Annotated in this window: 13 protein-coding genes; 7 read left to right on the top strand and 6 right to left on the bottom strand. The window is 65.8% G+C overall.

What is annotated here, in order from left to right:
- Positions 1-33 precede the first annotated feature (33 nt).
- From ASH00_RS00835 to ASH00_RS00815, 5 genes are all read left to right on the top strand, one after another.
- Complete coding sequence (locus tag ASH00_RS00835) at positions 34-1,386, top strand: isochorismate synthase (protein WP_082565814.1); 1,353 nt, start codon at positions 34-36, stop codon at positions 1,384-1,386.
- Between the two features lie 132 nt (positions 1,387-1,518).
- Positions 1,519-2,322, top strand: coding sequence for a transporter substrate-binding domain-containing protein (locus ASH00_RS00830; protein WP_056543715.1), 804 nt, complete (start codon positions 1,519-1,521; stop codon positions 2,320-2,322).
- Positions 2,323-2,400: 78 nt separating this feature from the next.
- Positions 2,401-3,186, top strand: a complete 786-nt coding sequence (locus ASH00_RS00825) for an amino acid ABC transporter permease (RefSeq protein WP_056543712.1) — start codon at positions 2,401-2,403, stop codon at positions 3,184-3,186.
- A 3-nt stretch (positions 3,187-3,189) separates the two neighbouring features.
- Complete coding sequence (locus tag ASH00_RS00820) at positions 3,190-3,942, top strand: amino acid ABC transporter ATP-binding protein (RefSeq protein ID WP_056543710.1); 753 nt, start codon at positions 3,190-3,192, stop codon at positions 3,940-3,942.
- A gap of 88 nt (positions 3,943-4,030) precedes the next feature.
- Positions 4,031-5,446 (top strand): D-alanyl-D-alanine carboxypeptidase family protein, encoded by a 1,416-nt coding sequence (locus ASH00_RS00815; protein ID WP_235563100.1) that lies wholly within the window; start codon positions 4,031-4,033, stop codon positions 5,444-5,446.
- A gap of 48 nt (positions 5,447-5,494) precedes the next feature.
- On the opposite strand, the gene menD is transcribed toward ASH00_RS00815, so the two are convergent.
- From menD to ASH00_RS00800, 3 genes are all read right to left on the bottom strand, one after another.
- Positions 5,495-7,204 (bottom strand): 2-succinyl-5-enolpyruvyl-6-hydroxy-3-cyclohexene-1-carboxylic-acid synthase, encoded by a 1,710-nt coding sequence (menD, locus tag ASH00_RS00810; protein WP_056543707.1) that lies wholly within the window; start codon positions 7,202-7,204, stop codon positions 5,495-5,497.
- A gap of 113 nt (positions 7,205-7,317) precedes the next feature.
- Positions 7,318-9,456 carry a PhoX family protein gene (locus ASH00_RS00805; RefSeq protein WP_442854339.1) on the bottom strand — a complete coding sequence of 713 codons (2,139 nt, stop codon included), beginning with the start codon at positions 9,454-9,456 and terminating at the stop codon, positions 7,318-7,320.
- A gap of 161 nt (positions 9,457-9,617) precedes the next feature.
- Complete coding sequence (locus tag ASH00_RS00800; protein ID WP_056546430.1) at positions 9,618-10,598, bottom strand: o-succinylbenzoate synthase; 981 nt, start codon at positions 10,596-10,598, stop codon at positions 9,618-9,620.
- A 127-nt stretch (positions 10,599-10,725) separates the two neighbouring features.
- Here ASH00_RS00800 and ASH00_RS00795 point away from each other — a divergent pair, with 127 nt between their 5' ends.
- The gene (locus ASH00_RS00795; RefSeq protein WP_082565813.1) at positions 10,726-12,717 is read left to right on the top strand and encodes a fibronectin type III domain-containing protein; all 1,992 of its coding nucleotides are present in this window, start codon (positions 10,726-10,728) and stop codon (positions 12,715-12,717) included.
- Positions 12,718-12,837: 120 nt separating this feature from the next.
- Positions 12,838-13,752: a phosphatase PAP2 family protein gene (locus ASH00_RS00790; protein ID WP_056543698.1), complete on the top strand. Its 915-nt coding sequence runs from the start codon at positions 12,838-12,840 to the stop codon at positions 13,750-13,752.
- A gap of 28 nt (positions 13,753-13,780) precedes the next feature.
- On the opposite strand, the gene ASH00_RS00785 is transcribed toward ASH00_RS00790, so the two are convergent.
- The 3 genes from ASH00_RS00785 to ASH00_RS16265 are packed head-to-tail and all read right to left on the bottom strand — an operon-like array spanning position 13,781 to position 15,936.
- Positions 13,781-14,989, bottom strand: a complete 1,209-nt coding sequence (locus ASH00_RS00785) for an MFS transporter (protein ID WP_056543695.1) — start codon at positions 14,987-14,989, stop codon at positions 13,781-13,783.
- 10 nt (positions 14,990-14,999) lie between these two features.
- The gene (locus tag ASH00_RS00780) at positions 15,000-15,458 is read right to left on the bottom strand and encodes a hypothetical protein (RefSeq protein WP_056543691.1); all 459 of its coding nucleotides are present in this window, start codon (positions 15,456-15,458) and stop codon (positions 15,000-15,002) included.
- The gene (locus ASH00_RS16265) at positions 15,451-15,936 is read right to left on the bottom strand and encodes a cupredoxin domain-containing protein (protein WP_082565812.1); all 486 of its coding nucleotides are present in this window, start codon (positions 15,934-15,936) and stop codon (positions 15,451-15,453) included. Before ASH00_RS16265 ends, ASH00_RS00780 begins: the two co-directional genes overlap by 8 nt.
- Positions 15,937-16,088 lie beyond the last annotated feature (152 nt).

The raw sequence follows: 16,088 nt of genomic DNA, 5'->3' as shown, positions 1-16,088 counted from the left end.
GCGGGCTGCCGCTCGGGAGTACGCTAGAGCATCATGAGCAATCCGTCCCCTGCCGCAGTGGCGACGCCGCTGAATCAGGCGCCGGCCCTCCGCAGCATCACCTTTGAGCGGGGCGACCTCCAGCTCGACACCGGCCTCCTGGACTTCGTGGTCCGCAGTGATGTCCACACCTGGATCCGGCGCGGCGGAGGCATCGTTGCCTTCGGGGAGACGGCGCGCTTCACCACCTCCGGACCCGGCCGCTTCGCTGAGGCTCAGGCCTGGTGGCGCGAGGTTGTTGCGGCGGCTGACGTCGTTGACCCCCTCGCCCAGCCGGGCAGCGGGCTGGTGGCGTTCGGCTCGTTCGCCTTTTCAAAGACGTCCCGTCACCTGTCGCGCCTGATAGTGCCGCGCGTTCTTGTCGGCAGCCGGGAAGGCAAGAGCTGGATCACCTACATCACGGACGACGGCGGCGCAGAGCTGAGTGCCTCAGCCGCCGAAGCGGAACTCGCCGCCTACCTCGACGAGGTGGAGCCCGAACGCGAACCCTGTTCGGGAGACCGGATTGCCCCGGGAATCCTGACCGAAGAGCAATGGATGACGGCCGTCAGCCGCGGGGTCGCGCACATCAGGGAAGGTGAGCTGAGTAAGCTCGTGCTGGCACGCGATGTCGTCGCGGAACTCGGATCGCCCATCTCGACGTCGCAGGTGCTCCGCGAGCTCGCTGTCCGGTACTCCGATTGCTGGACGTATTCGGTGGACGGGCTGATCGGCTCTACGCCGGAGATGCTCATCAAGGTCGAGGACCAGACAGCCCGCGCCCGGGTGCTGGCAGGAACCCTCGACCGCTCAACCGCCCCCGCCGGTGACAGCGGATACGCGAACCGGGTTCTGGCCGGTTCCGAGAAGCAGCAGCACGAGCATGAGATTGCGATCGACTCCCTTACACGGCAGTTGGAGCCCTTCACCCGGACCATGACCTCGCACAGCGAACCGTTTGTCCTTGAACTTCCCAACGTGTGGCACCTGGCGTCCGATGTAAGTGCGGAGCTCGCGGTGGACAGCGAGGGCAACGTGCCGTCGTCGTTGGCTCTGGTGGAGGCGCTCCACCCCACCGCCGCCGTGTGCGGGACGCCCACTACGGTGGCGGGCGAACTGATTCGCGAGCTGGAACATTTGGAACGCGGACCGTATGCCGGGCCGGTGGGCTGGATGGATGCGACAGGAAACGGTGAGTGGGGCATCGCCCTGCGGGGCGCCGTCGTCGAGACCCCGACGCGGGTCCGGATGTACGCCGGGTGCGGCATTGTCGAGGCTTCCCAGCCGGTCGCTGAGCTGGCGGAAACGTGGAGCAAGTTCCGGCCGATGATCGAGGCGCTGGGCCTGCGGGCACCATTACGGTCCTGAATCAGATCGATTCTGCCTGTTGGTTACCAATAGGCAATACCTGTAGCCTGTGATGCACATCTCTATACAGCTAGAATCGTCCATGACGTTTCTTTACTCCGTTCTTTACTCCGTCCCGAGCTGAGGTACTGCATGTTTTCCAAGATTTCCAAGTCGCTCGCCGTTATGGCAATCGGCACCCTGGCACTAACCGCGTGTGGCGGCGGTTCCGAGTCCGAAGAGGGCGGCGAGGCAGCAGGTGGTTCCGAACTGAACCTCGTCTCTCCCGGTACCCTGACCGTCTGCTCCGACATCCCCTACGAGCCGTTCGAGTACGAGGAAAACGGTGAGTATGTCGGGTTCGATATGGACCTGATGCGTGAGATCGCCACGGGCCTTGACCTTGAGCTCTCTGTGCAGGATGTCGGCTTTGACGGCCTGCAGTCCGGTGCCGTGCTTGCCGCAGGGCAGTGCGACGTCGGTGCCAGCGCCATGACCATCACTCCTGATCGGGAAGAGAATCTGACCTTCGCCGACCCGTACTACGACTCCCTGCAGTCGCTGCTGGTTCCTGCTGACTCTGACGTCGCCACTCTTGAAGACCTCGCCGGCAAATCCGTGGGCGTCCAGCAGGGCACCACGGGCGAGCAGTACGCCCGCGACAATGTTCCTGCGGACACCGAGGTAGTGGCCTTCCCGAGCGACGCCGAGCTTTACGCGGCGCTGCAGGCCGGCAACGTTGCCGCGATCCTCCAGGACCTGCCGGTGAACCTGAACCACACGCAGGAAGGCGAGTACACCATCGCTGCGGAGTTCGAGACTGATGAGCAGTACGGTTTCGCATTCCCCAAGGAGGGCAGCGAAGCGCTCGTCGAGGCTGTGAACACCGAGCTCGCGGAGCTGCGTGACAACGGCACCTACGACGAAATCTACAACACCTACTTCGAGGAGCAGTAAGCTTCCACGGATTTGCGGCAGTTCCAGATTCTGGGACTGCCGCAGCCGTGTTCACCTCCTGAAAGATAGGTAAAACACGTGAGACCATCTACCCGCAAACGCTTGTTCCGCGGAGTCCTGTACGCAATTTTCATCCTTGCCGTCGCTGCCGTCATCTTCGTTGCCGACTGGGAAGCAATCCGCACCAACTTCTTCAACCTCGATGTTGCGGCTGAAGCCTTTCCCACGGTCGTCACCGAGGCCGCGAAAAACACCGTCGTCTACACGGTCATTGCCTTCATCGGTGGAATGATCGGCGGCCTGATCCTGGCGCTGATGAAGCTTTCTCCGGTGGGTCCCTACCGCTGGGTTGCCACTGCCTACATCGAACTTTTCCGGGGCCTCCCGGCGCTCCTCGTCATCTTCGGTTTCGCGTTCGCCGTGCCGATCGCCTTCGAGTGGCGTCCGCCGGGAGGTTCGACCGGCGCCGGTTTGATTGCGTTGATCGTTGTCTCCTCGGCCTACATCGCTGAAACAATCCGCGCGGGCATCGAGGCTGTGCCCAAAGGTCAGGTTGAAGCGGCCCGTTCACTCGGTATGCGGCCCTCGTGGACACTGGTGTCCGTGGTGCTGCCGCAGGCATTCCGCATTATCACTCCCCCGCTGACCAACGAGTTGGTCATTCTGATCAAGGACACCTCGCTGCTGTTCATCGCCGGCATGGCGCTCGGTGACAGGGAACTGACCACTTTCGCCCGCGACACAGTGTCTTCGCAGGCAAACTCGACGCCTCTCGTTCTTGCCGCGCTGTTGTACCTGATCATCACCCTCCCGCTGACCCAGCTGGTTGCCAAACTGGAACGCCATAACAAGAGAGGGCGGTAGGTCATGGCCGAACTGCAAACGACGGGCGTACCCGCCATTGAAGTACGCAAGCTGTGCAAGTCCTTCGGGGACAACGAGGTGCTCAAGGGCATCGACTTTCACGTTGATCAGGGCGAGGTGGTCTGCGTCATCGGCCCGTCCGGATCGGGCAAATCCACATTGCTGCGCTGCGTCAACCGGTTGGAAGAGCCCACCTCGGGAACCATCATCGTTGAGGGCGTCGACATCACCGATGAGGACACTGACCTGGACAAGGTGCGTACCCGCATTGGCATGGTGTTCCAGCAGTTCAACCTGTTTCCCCACCTCACGGTCCTGCGGAACCTGACGCTCGCCCAGATCCGCGCGAAGAAGCGGGGCAAGGCGGAAGCTGAGGAAATCGCCCGCCGCAACCTGGACAAGGTGGGCCTGGCGGACAAGGTTGATGCGTTCCCGGCCCAGCTTTCCGGCGGCCAGCAGCAGCGCGTCGCCATCGCCCGGGCGCTTTCGATGGACCCGGACATGATGCTCTTCGATGAACCGACCAGCGCACTCGACCCGGAGCTGGTCGGGGACGTTCTCGATGTCATGAAGCAGCTTGCGCGTGACGGCATGACCATGATGGTAGTGACCCATGAAATGGGGTTCGCTCGCGAGGTCGGCGACCGCGTTGTCTTCATGGACGGCGGGATTGTGGTGGAGCAGGGCAAGCCGGACGATGTCCTCGGCAACCCGCAGCACGAGCGCACGCAGAGCTTCCTCTCGAAGGTTCTCTAATTGTGATTTGAGTGCCGTTTCCAAACGGGTTGGTGCGTGCAAAAATATACGCACCGACCCGCCTGGTCTCCCCTACCCCAGGAATCCCATGTCCGAGCTTCCCACGGTCGGACGGCCGCGCCTGAGAGCGCGGTTCGCCGCCGTCGTCGTTGTTTGTTTCGCGCTGCTCACCGGGCTGCTTACCGCACCGCCGGCCGTTGCCGCACTCCCGGTGAATGACCCCGGCAACATCCAGGTGCTGGTGACCAAGTCCCGGCCGCTCAATCCCCTCCGGTACATTGCGCCGGATCTCGTGTTCTTCCCCGGGACCAACTATGTGCTCCGGCGTGAAGTGTCGGCGAATCTGCAGAACCTCTTCGCGGGTGCCAGGAGCGCCGGCGCCCCGCTTGCCGTGGTCAGCGCGTACCGCTCCTACGACCAGCAGGCTGCGCTGTACAACTCGTACGTGGCCCAGTACGGACAGGCGGTCGCGGACACCATTTCCGCCCGTCCCGGCCACAGCGAGCACCAGACCGGGCTGGCTGTCGACGTCGGAAACCTCAGCGGCTCATGCGGCCTCAACGCCTGCTTCGCCACCACAGCCGGCGGCCGCTGGGTGGCAGCGAACGCCCACCGCTACGGGTTCATCATCCGCTACCCGGACGGGTACCAGCCCACCACCGGCTACACCTTCGAGCCGTGGCACCTGCGCTATGTCGGCCGGTCCGTGGCCACCGAGATGCGGACCCGAGGCATCCCCACCATGGAGCACTACTACAACGGCTCCAACCCGCCCATCAAGCACTCCTCCGACGTGGTGGCAGTCGACTCGACAGGAACGTCGTGGACATATCCGTCAAACTTCCTCAACGGGTTTCGTCCGCGTGCGCGGCTCGGCGCCGGGTGGTCCACGCTCAAGGCGGGCTTCAGCACCGACTGGAATGCAGACGGGCTTCAGGACATCCTCGCGCAATGGAATGACGGCCGGTTGACCCTGTACCGCGGTCAGTTCGGCGGCGGATTCCAGGCGCCAATCAGCATAGGTCAAGGTTGGGGAAGTTACGACATCACCGTGGGAGTCTGGCTCCGCGGCAGCCGGTTCCCCTCCGTGGTGGCGAAGGACGGTGCAGGCGTGCTGTGGCACTACGCGAACACCGCCGGCGCCGGTTTGTCAGCGCCCGCCAGGATAGGCCACGGCTGGCAGGACCTGCGCCTGACTCAGGCCGACTGGGACCGCGACGGCAACCAGGACATCCTCGCCATCCGGGCCGACGGACAGCTCGCGCTGTACCGTTCCACAGGAGCCGGTGCGTTCGTCGCAGAAACCCGGCGCGTGATCGGGAACGGCTGGTCAACGATGGACAGCCTGAAAGCCATCTCCGGTTTCCAGGGCCCCGGTTCGTATGGGCTTCGTGCGCGCTCTACGACGACCGGCGAGCTGAGGTACTACCCGATGCCGGGCAACCGGTGGGGAGCTGCCGCGACCATCGGCCACGGCTGGCAAAGCTACCGACTGTTCCGTTGAGCGGGGCAGGTTCGGCGCCCTGCTCCGCTGGATGGGGCTGATCTGGAGTCAGCGCCCGACGGCGTCCAGCACCGCCTGCTTCACCCGCGCGTGCATGGCACGCAGCGCGGCGCGGTCGGTCCGCACCTCCAGGACCGACCGGCCGCTGATCGGTTCCTCCAGCGCTGCGTCCAGCTCGTCGACTGTGCTGATCAGACGATGCGGCACGCCGTACCCCTCCGCCAGAGCGGCGAGGTTCGCGGAGTGCGGCGTGCCGAACAAGCGTTCGACGGCGGATCCATAGCGCTCCAGCGTTGCCGGGTTCCCATGCTCAAGCAGCCCGAAGATGCCGCCGCCTGAATCATTGAGCACTACCACCTGCAGGTCCGGTTCCTCTTCGCCCGTCCCCAGCAGAAGGCCGCCGGCGTCATGGAGGAAGGTCAGGTCACCGACAAGCAGTCGGGTCGGGATTCCGGCTGCGAGCGCGATTCCGGCTGCAGTAGAGATGCTGCCGTCGATCCCGGCGAGACCCCGGTTGGCGTACACCTCAAGCGGGTGCCAGTCACCCGTGGCCATCAGGTCCACATCGCGAATGGGGTTGGAGGACCCGAGCACGAGGTTGTCCGTCGTGTTCTCCCACACTGCATCCGCCACGTGCAGTCCCGACAGGACCGGCTCGTCCGCGAGATGCAGTTGCAGAGCGGCCTCGGCGCGGGCCCCGGCTTTCCGCCATTCGCTGAGCCAGCCGTCTGCGCCGCGACCGGCGAAGGACAGCAGCTCATCGATTGTGCTGATCAGCCGTTCGGGGCGCCTGCCCTCCTCGAACCACGCCTGCGGCTCCGGCAGATACAGTGCACGTTCCACGTCTGTCCTGGCCAGCAGCGCCGCGACCGGCCGGGACAGGGTGGGCCGGCCAAAGACAACAGCCCGCTCGATCCGTGGGCCGAACCGCTCAAGAAGCAGCCGGTACGCGCCGATCACCGACGAACCGAACCGGGCGTTCGACGAGGGCTCCGCCAGCAGCGGCAGGCCCAGATGCTGCGCGAACACCGCCGCCAGCTCCCCCGCACTGTGCCCGGCGACCACAACGGTGCGCGCGCCGTTGTGGTCACCGGAAGGTGCAGGCGTCGTCGTCGTCCTTGTTGATGCAGTTGTTATTTCTGCTGCTGTGACTGTGCTTGTTGTTGTGGCCGATCCGGGCTCCGTTCCCGCCTCGTTGGGCGCCGCGCCGGCCGAGCCCGCGGCGCCGTCAATCCTCGGCACCAGCGGGTCCCGGAAGGCCAGGTTCACGTGCACCGGACCGGCCGGACCGCTGGCTCCGCGCGCTTCGGCGAGCGCCCGGGCGAGGTAGGGGGCAGGATCGGTTCCGGCGGGGACGTCCACGGCGGCGCGCACGTGGACACCGAACAGTCCCGGCTGCCGGGTGGTCTGGTTGGCGCCGGTTCCGCGCAACTCCTCCGGCCGGTCAGCGGAGAGAACCACAAGGGGTACAGCGGCATGATTGGCTTCCATGACCGCCGGAAGCAGTTCCCCCACAGCGGTTCCGGAGGTGGTGACGACGGCAGCCGGCCGCTGCGCACCGAGCGCGAGGCCCAGCGCGGTGAAGGCACCCACCCGTTCATCAATGCGCACGTGGATGCGGAGCTCCCCGCGCTCCTCTGCCTCGGCGAGCGCGTAGGCCAGAGGTGCGCTGCGCGATCCGGGAGCGAGAACGACGTCGGTGATTCCGGCGGCAGCGAGGGCTGCAGTCACGCGGCGGGCTGATTCGATGGAGTCCACTCCCCCATCCTCACATCCCTACGCACCACCTCAGGGAACTTTTGCGCAGATCCGGTGGGTCGACGACCGGTCGACCCACCGGACCTGCACAAAAGTTCCGAAGAGTTGTGGCGCTACTTGGCGTCGCGGCCCCCGCGGTTGTCGTCCGTCCGCGGCTTCCCCTTGCCGTGTCCGCGGCCAGGCTTGTCATCGCCCTTGCCTGCGCGCTCAGCCGGGAAGACCTGAATGACCGACGGGCGCGGCAGGGCGCCTTCGCCGCGCTTCGGAGCAGTGCCTCCCTCGACGTAGTCGGGGAACAGGGAGTTCTGGGCGCCCCAGGCACCGTCCTCTCCCGGGTGCTGAACGGCAACGAAGACGTTGCGCTCATCGTCGTGGATGATCGGTCCGCAGGTCTCGCCGTCGCGCGGAACCGCGAGGAACTGGTCCACCCGGCCGCGTTCGCTGCCCTCGAGGCCCACCCGGAAGAGTCCGTCACAGTAGCCGATGGTGCCCGGCTGACCGTCGGTGGAAATCCACAGGTTGCCGGCAGTGTCGAACGCCAGGTTGTCCGGGCAGGAGATCGGGGACACCTTGTCCGTCGGGTAGCCGCTGAAGTAGGTGCTCGAGTTGGTGGCGGGATCACCGCAAACCATCAGCAGGTTCCAGGTGAACCGTGTGGAGGTCTGGTCGCCGCCGTTTTCAGTGAGTTCGACGATGTGCCCGTCACGGTTGCGGGTGCGGGGGCTTGCCTCGTCCACCGGAGCCTGGCCCGGTACGCCGCGGTTGGTGTTGTTGGTGCACGCGACGTACACCTTGCCGGTTGCCGGGTTGGGCTCCACGTCTTCGGCGCGGTCCATCTTTGTGGGTCCCACCTTGTCCGCTGCCAGGCGGGTGAAAACCGCAACCTCAGCGGCGCTCATACCCGGAACGGCGGACTCGTTGTCAATGATCAGCGGCAGCCACTCGCCGACGCCGTCAAATGCACCATCGGAGGGAAGCGCACCGGTGCCGTCGATTTCCGGAACCGAGTTGCCCTGGAAGCGGGCCACATACAGCGAACCCTCGGAGAGCAGCTCCATGTTTGCCCTGCGGTACTCGGCGCTGTTTCCCGTGCGGACGGTGTTCTTCGAAACGAACTTGTAGAGGTAGTCGAAGCGCTCATCGTCGCCTGAATAGGCAACCACGCGGCCGTCGCCGGCAACAATGACGTTTGCACCCTCGTGCTTGAAGCGGCCCAGCATGGAGTGCTTCTTCGGTGTGGAGTTGGGATCGAATGGATCGACCTCCACGATGTAGCCGAACCGGTTCGCTTCGTTGGCGTAGCCGGCGTTGCGGGTGTCGAAACGGGGCTCATCGGTTTCCCACGCGCGCCCGGTGGGCCGGGATGTGAGACCGTAGCGGCGGTCGGCGTCGGACGTACCCGGGGTGACGAAGTAGCCGTTGAAGTTTTCCTCGCCGGAGAGGATGGTGCCCCACGGCGTGGTGCCGCCGGCGCAGTTGCCAAGCGTACCGAGAATGGTGCGTCCTGCAGGGTCATCGATGGTCTTCACGAACTCGGATCCGGCCGCTGGGCCCGTCAACTCGTACGGGGTATCCAGGAGGTAGCGGCGGTTGAGGCCCGCGCCCACAATGTAGCTCCACGGCGCGTTCTTGTTCTTCCGCTCAAGCTCGACGACGGAGAGCCCGTGAGCCGCGCGGGCAATGGCCCGTACTTCGCCGTCGGGAAGTTCCGGCGGGAACATGATGCTCTCGTTGGTGTATTCGTGGTTGGCAAACAGGACGGCGCGGCGGCCTTTGCTGCCGGGAATCTCGACGATGTCGGTGTAGTCGCAGTTGTAACCGAACTGCTGCGCTTGCGCGGCGGCGCTCTGGTTGTTGGCGTCGAACGCCGGAGCACCACGGAACAGCGGGTCGCCCCAGCGGATCACCGGACGCCAGGCGAAACCTTCGGGAACAGTGAAGTCGTCAACGAGCGCGTCCACCGGGTCGATCGGCGTGAACTTCAGCTTCCCCTTTCCACCGTGGCGCTCCATCGCTACGGCAGGTGCAATGCCGGTTCCGTCCGGCGCCAGCTGCGGTGCGTTGGCGCCGATGAGCATGGTGAGGGCGCCCACGGCTCCTGCGCCCATGACGCTGCGGCGGGAGAGCTCGTTGGAGACGATGTCGCGGAAGTAGTTGTTGCTGCTGGTGTTGCAGACGGCCGACGCGCAGGCGTTGTCGCACTTCAGCGCGCAGGTGACGGCGCTGCGCTTGCCGTTGGTGTGGCCGAGCATGGGCAGGAGACGGCGCTTGGTGTCGCTCACTAGAGGAACCTTCCGGTGTACAGATGTGGGGTCCGTCCCACCCTGACAAGGAAAATGAACCTTTGGAGGGTCCTTCGGTGAACGCCAACCCAACGACCGGCGAATACCGGCCGTCACGCATTGTCGGATCCCTACAGCTTCCCGGACACCCGCTTCAGCCGCTCGAGCCACCAGTTCGCGCGGTCCCGCGGAGCCTCATGACGATCAAGAAGCTCTTCCGTAACGGTGAGCGGCCGCACCGGCAACCAGCCGCCGTCGGGCAGTAGCGGCTCAGGCGATACGTCGCCGTCCATCAGCGACAGCGTTGCCAGCCCGCAGGCGTACGGCAGCTGCGGCAATGACGCGGCCAGGGCCACTCCGGCTCGAATCCCCACCGAAGTGTCCAGTGCGGAACTGACGACGGCGGGAAGTCCCGCCTGCGCCACGATGTCCAGGGCCCTCCGCACGCCTCCGAGCGGCGCGACCTTCACAACGATCAGATCCGCCGCGTCCTCCCGGGCGACGCGCAGTGGGTCTTCGGCTTTCCGGACGCTTTCATCAGCGGCGATGAGCACCGGGAGTCCACGCCGCTGCACTTCCAGCCGCACGGCGCGCAGATCTGCGGTGTCCATCACGGGCTGCTCGGCGTACTCCAGCGAGTAGGGAACAAGAGCCTCCAGCGCGGTCAGTGCCTCGGCCGTGCTCCAGCCGCCATTGGCATCGATGCGCAGGTTCGCCTCCGGGAGGAGGCGGCGCACCTCCTCCACGCGCGCGACGTCATCGGAAAGGGACTGCCCGCGTTCCGCCACCTTGATCTTGACCGCGCTCACGGCGCCGAACCGCGCCAGGACAGGTTCGACGCCGGACGCCTGCACCGCAGGCACGGTCGCGTTCACCGGTACACGGCTGCGCACCGGCGTCGGGAATCCGTGCCAGGCGGCTTCCACTGCGGCGCGGAGCCACGTAGCCGACTCGTCGTCGTCGTACTCGGGAAAGGGTGAGAATTCGCCCCAGCCGGCCGGTCCCTGCAGGATCAGCGCCTCGCGATGGGTCAGTCCGCGGAAGCGGACGCGCATCGGCACGGAGACGACGCACGCCGACGCCAGCAGTTCCTCGACAGTCGGTTGCTTCATGCCACCAGCGTAGTGATAACGAGTGGCCAAGTTATTCCCAAGTTCCATCCGCGATTGTTTCTTCAGCAGGCGACCGTCCTGCGCATCATCCTCGGGGCCCGTCCGCTCCGTCACGAAAGGATGCGTGATGAATTCACGAAGTCCCGTTGCGTCCGTTCCATCCGCGAAAGCGCCACGTTCACGCAGGCGCACCCTTCCCCTGCTTGCCGGAACCACCACTTTGGCCCTTCTGGCCGGCGGAGCGTCCGTCGTCATGGCAGCCAACCCGCCGGTAGGTCCCGGCAACGTTGAAATCTTCACCAAGCGGGACATGGTGGCCATTGAGGGCTACACCGCCCAGGCAGGCCAGGATGCCACCATCAAGGTCACCCGCGACGGGAACCTGATCGGCATTGCCCACGGGGTGGTCGACGCAACCGGCTTCCTCGAGGTGAACCACCCCGGCGGCGTCTGCTGGGACGTGGTCACCCCCAACATCACCGGCAAGGATGTGGTCAGCGTTGAGTTCGCAGATGGCAGTGGAGACGGCGCCAACGCCGGAACCGCCGTCATCACCTCCGTGACGAGGGAGGACCTTCCGGCCACCGATATCGCAGGAGACGTCGAGGGCAGGGTTGTCGTCAAGGGTACCTACGGCACCGATGTGGACACTGCACGCATGGGTGTGGAGATCGTCAATCCGGACATGCGGGACATGGGGATCGGCGAACGGGCAATCGGCTGGCCGGACGATGAGGTACCAACGGGCTACACCGTGGATGGTACGGCCGCGAACGGTGAGTTCACCGTCACGTACGGGTTCTTCTCGAAGGCGGAACAGGACGCAGCATTCGCGGGCGATCCGTCGGTCGCGAGCTGGCAGGCCGAGCCGGCAACTGTCGAGGCTCAGCTTGGCCTGACCATCTCCGAATTCAAGGAGATCGACGGCCCGGGCTTCGGTGGCTGCCCCGCCGGTCCGGCAGGGCAGGCCCCCAACCAGCCCACCGAGGTTTTCGCGAAGGCGTCCGGCAACGGCACCCTCACGGCGACCTGGGCACCAGCAACCGTTCCCGCGGATGCACCGGCTATCACCGGCTACCAGGTGATAGCGGCGGATACCGTGCTTGGCCAGGAGGTAAGCATCAAGGTTGGATCCACCGCCACCACGGCCACCATTCAGGGCCTGGTGGGCGGACAGGTCTACCCGGTCAGCGTCGTTGCACTCAACGGTCAGGCGAGCACGCCTGCCTCCGGCGGCAACGTCACCGTTTCTGCGACAGCAGTCTCCGAAGCCACTGCACCAACGGCTCCGGGCAGCGTGGCAGTAAAGGACGGCACCCTGGCCGGATCGGCGGATGTCACGTGGACAGCTGCAACCGCCAACGGCGCCGCAGTGACGGGATACCGCATCGATGCGACCACCAGTGCCGGTGTCGCAAAGACCGTCACGGCCGCAAGCGGCGCAACCTCCGCGCGGCTTGAAGGACTCACGCCCGGCACGGCGTACGGTATTGTCGTCACCGCGCTGAGCGCCGCAGGTGACACGTCTGCAACGCCGACAGCCTTCACTCCCGTGCAGGCCACCCTCCAGGCGCCCGCTGCACCGAGGGTCGTGCGTACCACTGTGGGCAACCAAAGCGCTACGGTCGAATGGCAGGCGGCAGTTGCCGCGAACACGCCGGTCACGGGCTACATCCTGACCGCCACTCCGGCAACGGGAACGCCGGTGACAGTGACAACAGACGCCGCAGCCCGCACTGCAGTTCTGAACGGGCTCACCAACGGTACGGCGTACTCGCTGAAACTTGTCGCAACCAGCGCGGCAGGCAACAGTGCACCGGCGAGCTTCGGCACGGGCGCTTCGGCAACCGTCACCCCGGCCGACCAGCTCACGGCATCGGCGCAGTTCCGCTCCGACCGCCGTGAATGGCGAATCACCGGGACGGCGACCATCACCGCCGGTAATACGATCACTGCGCGGAGCACGAATCTCGCCCGGTCGGTGATTGGTACGGCAACCGTTGCAGCTGACGGCAGCTGGACCATCCGCACGCGGAACTCAACCGCCCCCGCGACGACGACCATCACCATCACCTCCTCGGCCGGCGGATCCATCACCGTACCTGTCACCACGCGGTAGCCGCGGCTCCACCACGCAGGTCCGCCTGCACCCTCCCGGGGTGCAGGCGGACCTGCGTGGGGAACGGGACAGACCCGCCCGATTCCGGAACCAACGCGACGCTGTGTCAGTGTTAAACAGGTGAGCACCCAACACTCGAGAACGGCACGCCGCTTCTCCACGGCCGCACGGCACCCCGTGCTGTTTGTCCTCGGCGCGCTTGGGTGCTTTGTCGCTCTGGGGTGGACCTACTGGGCGTTTGTCCGCACCACCACTGGGCAGTTTGCAGACGAGTCCGCGTGGGCGGAAGCGGGCATAGCTGCACCCGATACCCAGGGCCCCTTTCTTCGGTTCCTCGACAGCCTGCCTCTGATTTCGGTGTTCATCGCCGCAGCGGTGATTCTGTTTGTGACACTCGGACGACGGCGGTGGGCGGCTGCCGGAATAGCGCTCGGCACCATCATCGGCGCCAATCTCACAACACAGATCCTCAAGAACGTCCTCTTTGACCGGCCCGATCGCGGCGTGCCCACGCTCGATTTCAACTCGCTTCCGTCCGGGCATACAACGCTGGCTGCCTCCGCCGCTGCGGCGATCTTCCTCGTTGTATCCCCCCGCTGGCGCCCGCTCGCGGCGGCCGCCGGCGGCACCTACTCCGTTCTGGCGGGGGCCGCGACGTTCATCAATCTGTGGCACCGGCCGGCCGACGTCGTGGCCGCGTACCTGGTGGTTGGAGCCTGGACGCTCATCGGCGGGCTCCTGATCCTGCGCTCCGGAAACCGCTGGAACGTGTGGGAGGGATTTGGAAGGTTCTGGGGTGCGTCCCGGGCCTGGCTGGCTCTGTGCTGGATCCCGGGCTTGCTGGGCCTGGCGCTATCCCTTGGTCTCTACGTGTATGTTCAGGCAATCGGCCCTGCTCCTGTTCCGGGCACGGCCGGCGTTCCGCTGTTTTTTTGGTCCGGCCTCTCGCTCATCGTTGGGGTGGGCTACACGCTGAGCGCGACGGCGTGCTGGCTGTTCGGATCCCAGGCTCGCCTGCAGGGCGCCGCGAGCTGAGCCTCGGCCGGGCCTTTTCGGCGGCGCGCTACCGCTGGCGCCCCCGCTGCTCTCTCGGCGGCACCCACAGCCACAGGACAACCGCTCCCACGAGTCCCAGCGCGCCCGTTGTCCAAATCCCTCCCGCAAGGGACGCGACCGCCGTCACGGCAGACACGGTTCCCGGGCCCGCCATGGTCCCCACATCCGTCAGCAGACGCCAGATCCCGAGGAACTGCGGCCGTCCGGGCGACGGTGAAAAGTCAGCTCCGAGTGTCATGACGATCCCGGAGCCGATCCCGTTGCCAAAGCCGATGAGCAGCGCCACGGCCAGCAGGCTCAGCGCGTCCCGCGTGAGCGGCAGGAGGAGCAGCGACACTCCCATGATCAGCATGCAGGGCACCGCCACCCAGCGCCTGCCGTAAAGGTCCATCACCTTGCCCGCGGGGTAGAAAATCAGCATGTCGATGGCGCCGGAGAGACCGTAGATGAGCGATGTCGTTGCGGGGTCAAGCCCTATCTCCTGGGCCCAGAGCGGCAGAACGGCCTGCCTGGTGGCCCGTACCGCGGCGATCAGCAGCACTCCCACGCCTACGGTGCCGAAGACCCGGACGTGGCTTCGGAAGATGGCTCGGAGGGTCGGCGGGGCCGCGGCCGCAGCCGCCGTGCCCTGGCCGGGGGACGCTCGCGGACCACCCAGCTCGGGAACCTGAAAGCTGAGGACAGCGGCAACGAGGGTAGCTCCGGCACCCACCCAATAGGCGCCGTCGAGCCCCAGGAAACTCATGGCAAGCGCGCCGGCGAACGGCCCCAGAAAGACGCCGATCCGGGTCACTCCACCGAGGGTCGAGAGAGCGCGCGCCCGGAAGTGAACGGGCACCGCCTCAGTGAGGTAGCTCTGGCGGGCGAGGCCGAACACCGCCCCTGCCATACCGACCATGAAGATCGCAGCCGCGAATACCGCGAGGTTAGGCGCCGACAGCGCAAGGATCATCGCCGCCGAGCACCAGAGCGACGCCGCTACCAGCGCCCACCGCTCCCCAAACCGGGAGGTGATCAGCGTCGCAGGTACGTTGGTGACCAGCGATCCGATGCCGGTGAGCGTGAGGATGAGCGCCGCCGTCGCCACATCGGCGCCGAGCTCAGTGGCAGAGAGCACGATGACCGGGATGATGGACCCCGTTGCCGCGCCGTACAAGAGTGACGGGCCGTATGCGCCAACGGCAATCTTTCGGAGGTTGAACGGTTCCTGGGGCACCGTTCACACGCTAGCGCAGTGCAGTGTCCTTCCGCGGAACCAGGAAGAAGCCGACGACGGCGAGAACTCCCGCTATACCTTCGGCAACGGCGCTCAGCGTTTTCTCGAAGAACCACAGCGGTTCATACATGGCCGGAATCGGGCCCACTTGTGGGAGCTGGATATAGACGGACAGCACTACGGCGGCGAAGGCCGAAAGCGCAACCAGCGCAGCGATGGCGTAGGACAGGCGGCTTCCGCGGATCAGCACGTAGAGCCCTGCAAGGATGGCCGCCACGGCTTGGATGCGGAAAAGAGTCCCCCCGCCCATGCCGTCGGGGTAAGCCTGCTGGTACTGGGGAGCAAGGATGAAGTGCACGTAGGCGTCGACAGCCAACCCCAGTGCAATGAGCACGCGGATCACCATCAGCAGCGGAGCCGAGCGTCCGCGCCCGCGGGCAACGCGCCCGTGCGTTGCCGCATTAGCCATCGCTGCTCACCACCAGCGTCCCCGTCATGTTGGGGTGGTACGTGCAAATGAAGGGGTACTCCCCCGGTTCGGACGGCGCGGTGAAGGTTACGGTCTCCCCGCCCTGCACAATGGCGTCGAAGTCCTCGGTCTCCGTGGTGGTCACCGTGTGGGGTGCGGTGTCCTCGTTGACCACCGTGATCTCCGCCCCCGCGGGCACGGAGTCGGGCATCTCATACTCGAAATTTCGGATGGTGATGACGATTTCCTCGGCCGGAGCCTCTTCCGTGGGCTCCTCCGAAGCTGCCCCGCTGGGCGCCTCCGAGGCCGCTTCGCTGGGCTCCGCAGCCGCGGTTGTCTCCTCTGCCGTGGGCTCGGCCGCACTACTGGTCTCGGCCGGCGGCGCCTCACTGGTCGGCTCGCCGCCTGAACCGCAGCCGGCCACTCCAATGAGCGCTGCAGCAAGTACCAGGCCAAGGGCACTACGCGTGATTTTCATTGCTCTCCATTCCGGCGGGATTCACCACCGGCTTCCCCGGGAGCATGCATCCCTCTCACCTGGTCTTCGCTGTGGGAAGCCGGATTAACTGCAGAGACAGAGTGATACTGGCGCTATCAGTCTTCGTCCAGCCGCCCTTGCGATGATTGTTC

This window comes from Arthrobacter sp. Soil782, from assembly GCF_001428435.1.
Lineage (GTDB): Bacteria > Actinomycetota > Actinomycetes > Actinomycetales > Micrococcaceae > Arthrobacter_D > Arthrobacter_D parietis.
The sequence above is the reverse complement of the archived record's forward strand: the minus strand, read 5'-3'. Positions and strand labels throughout refer to the sequence as shown.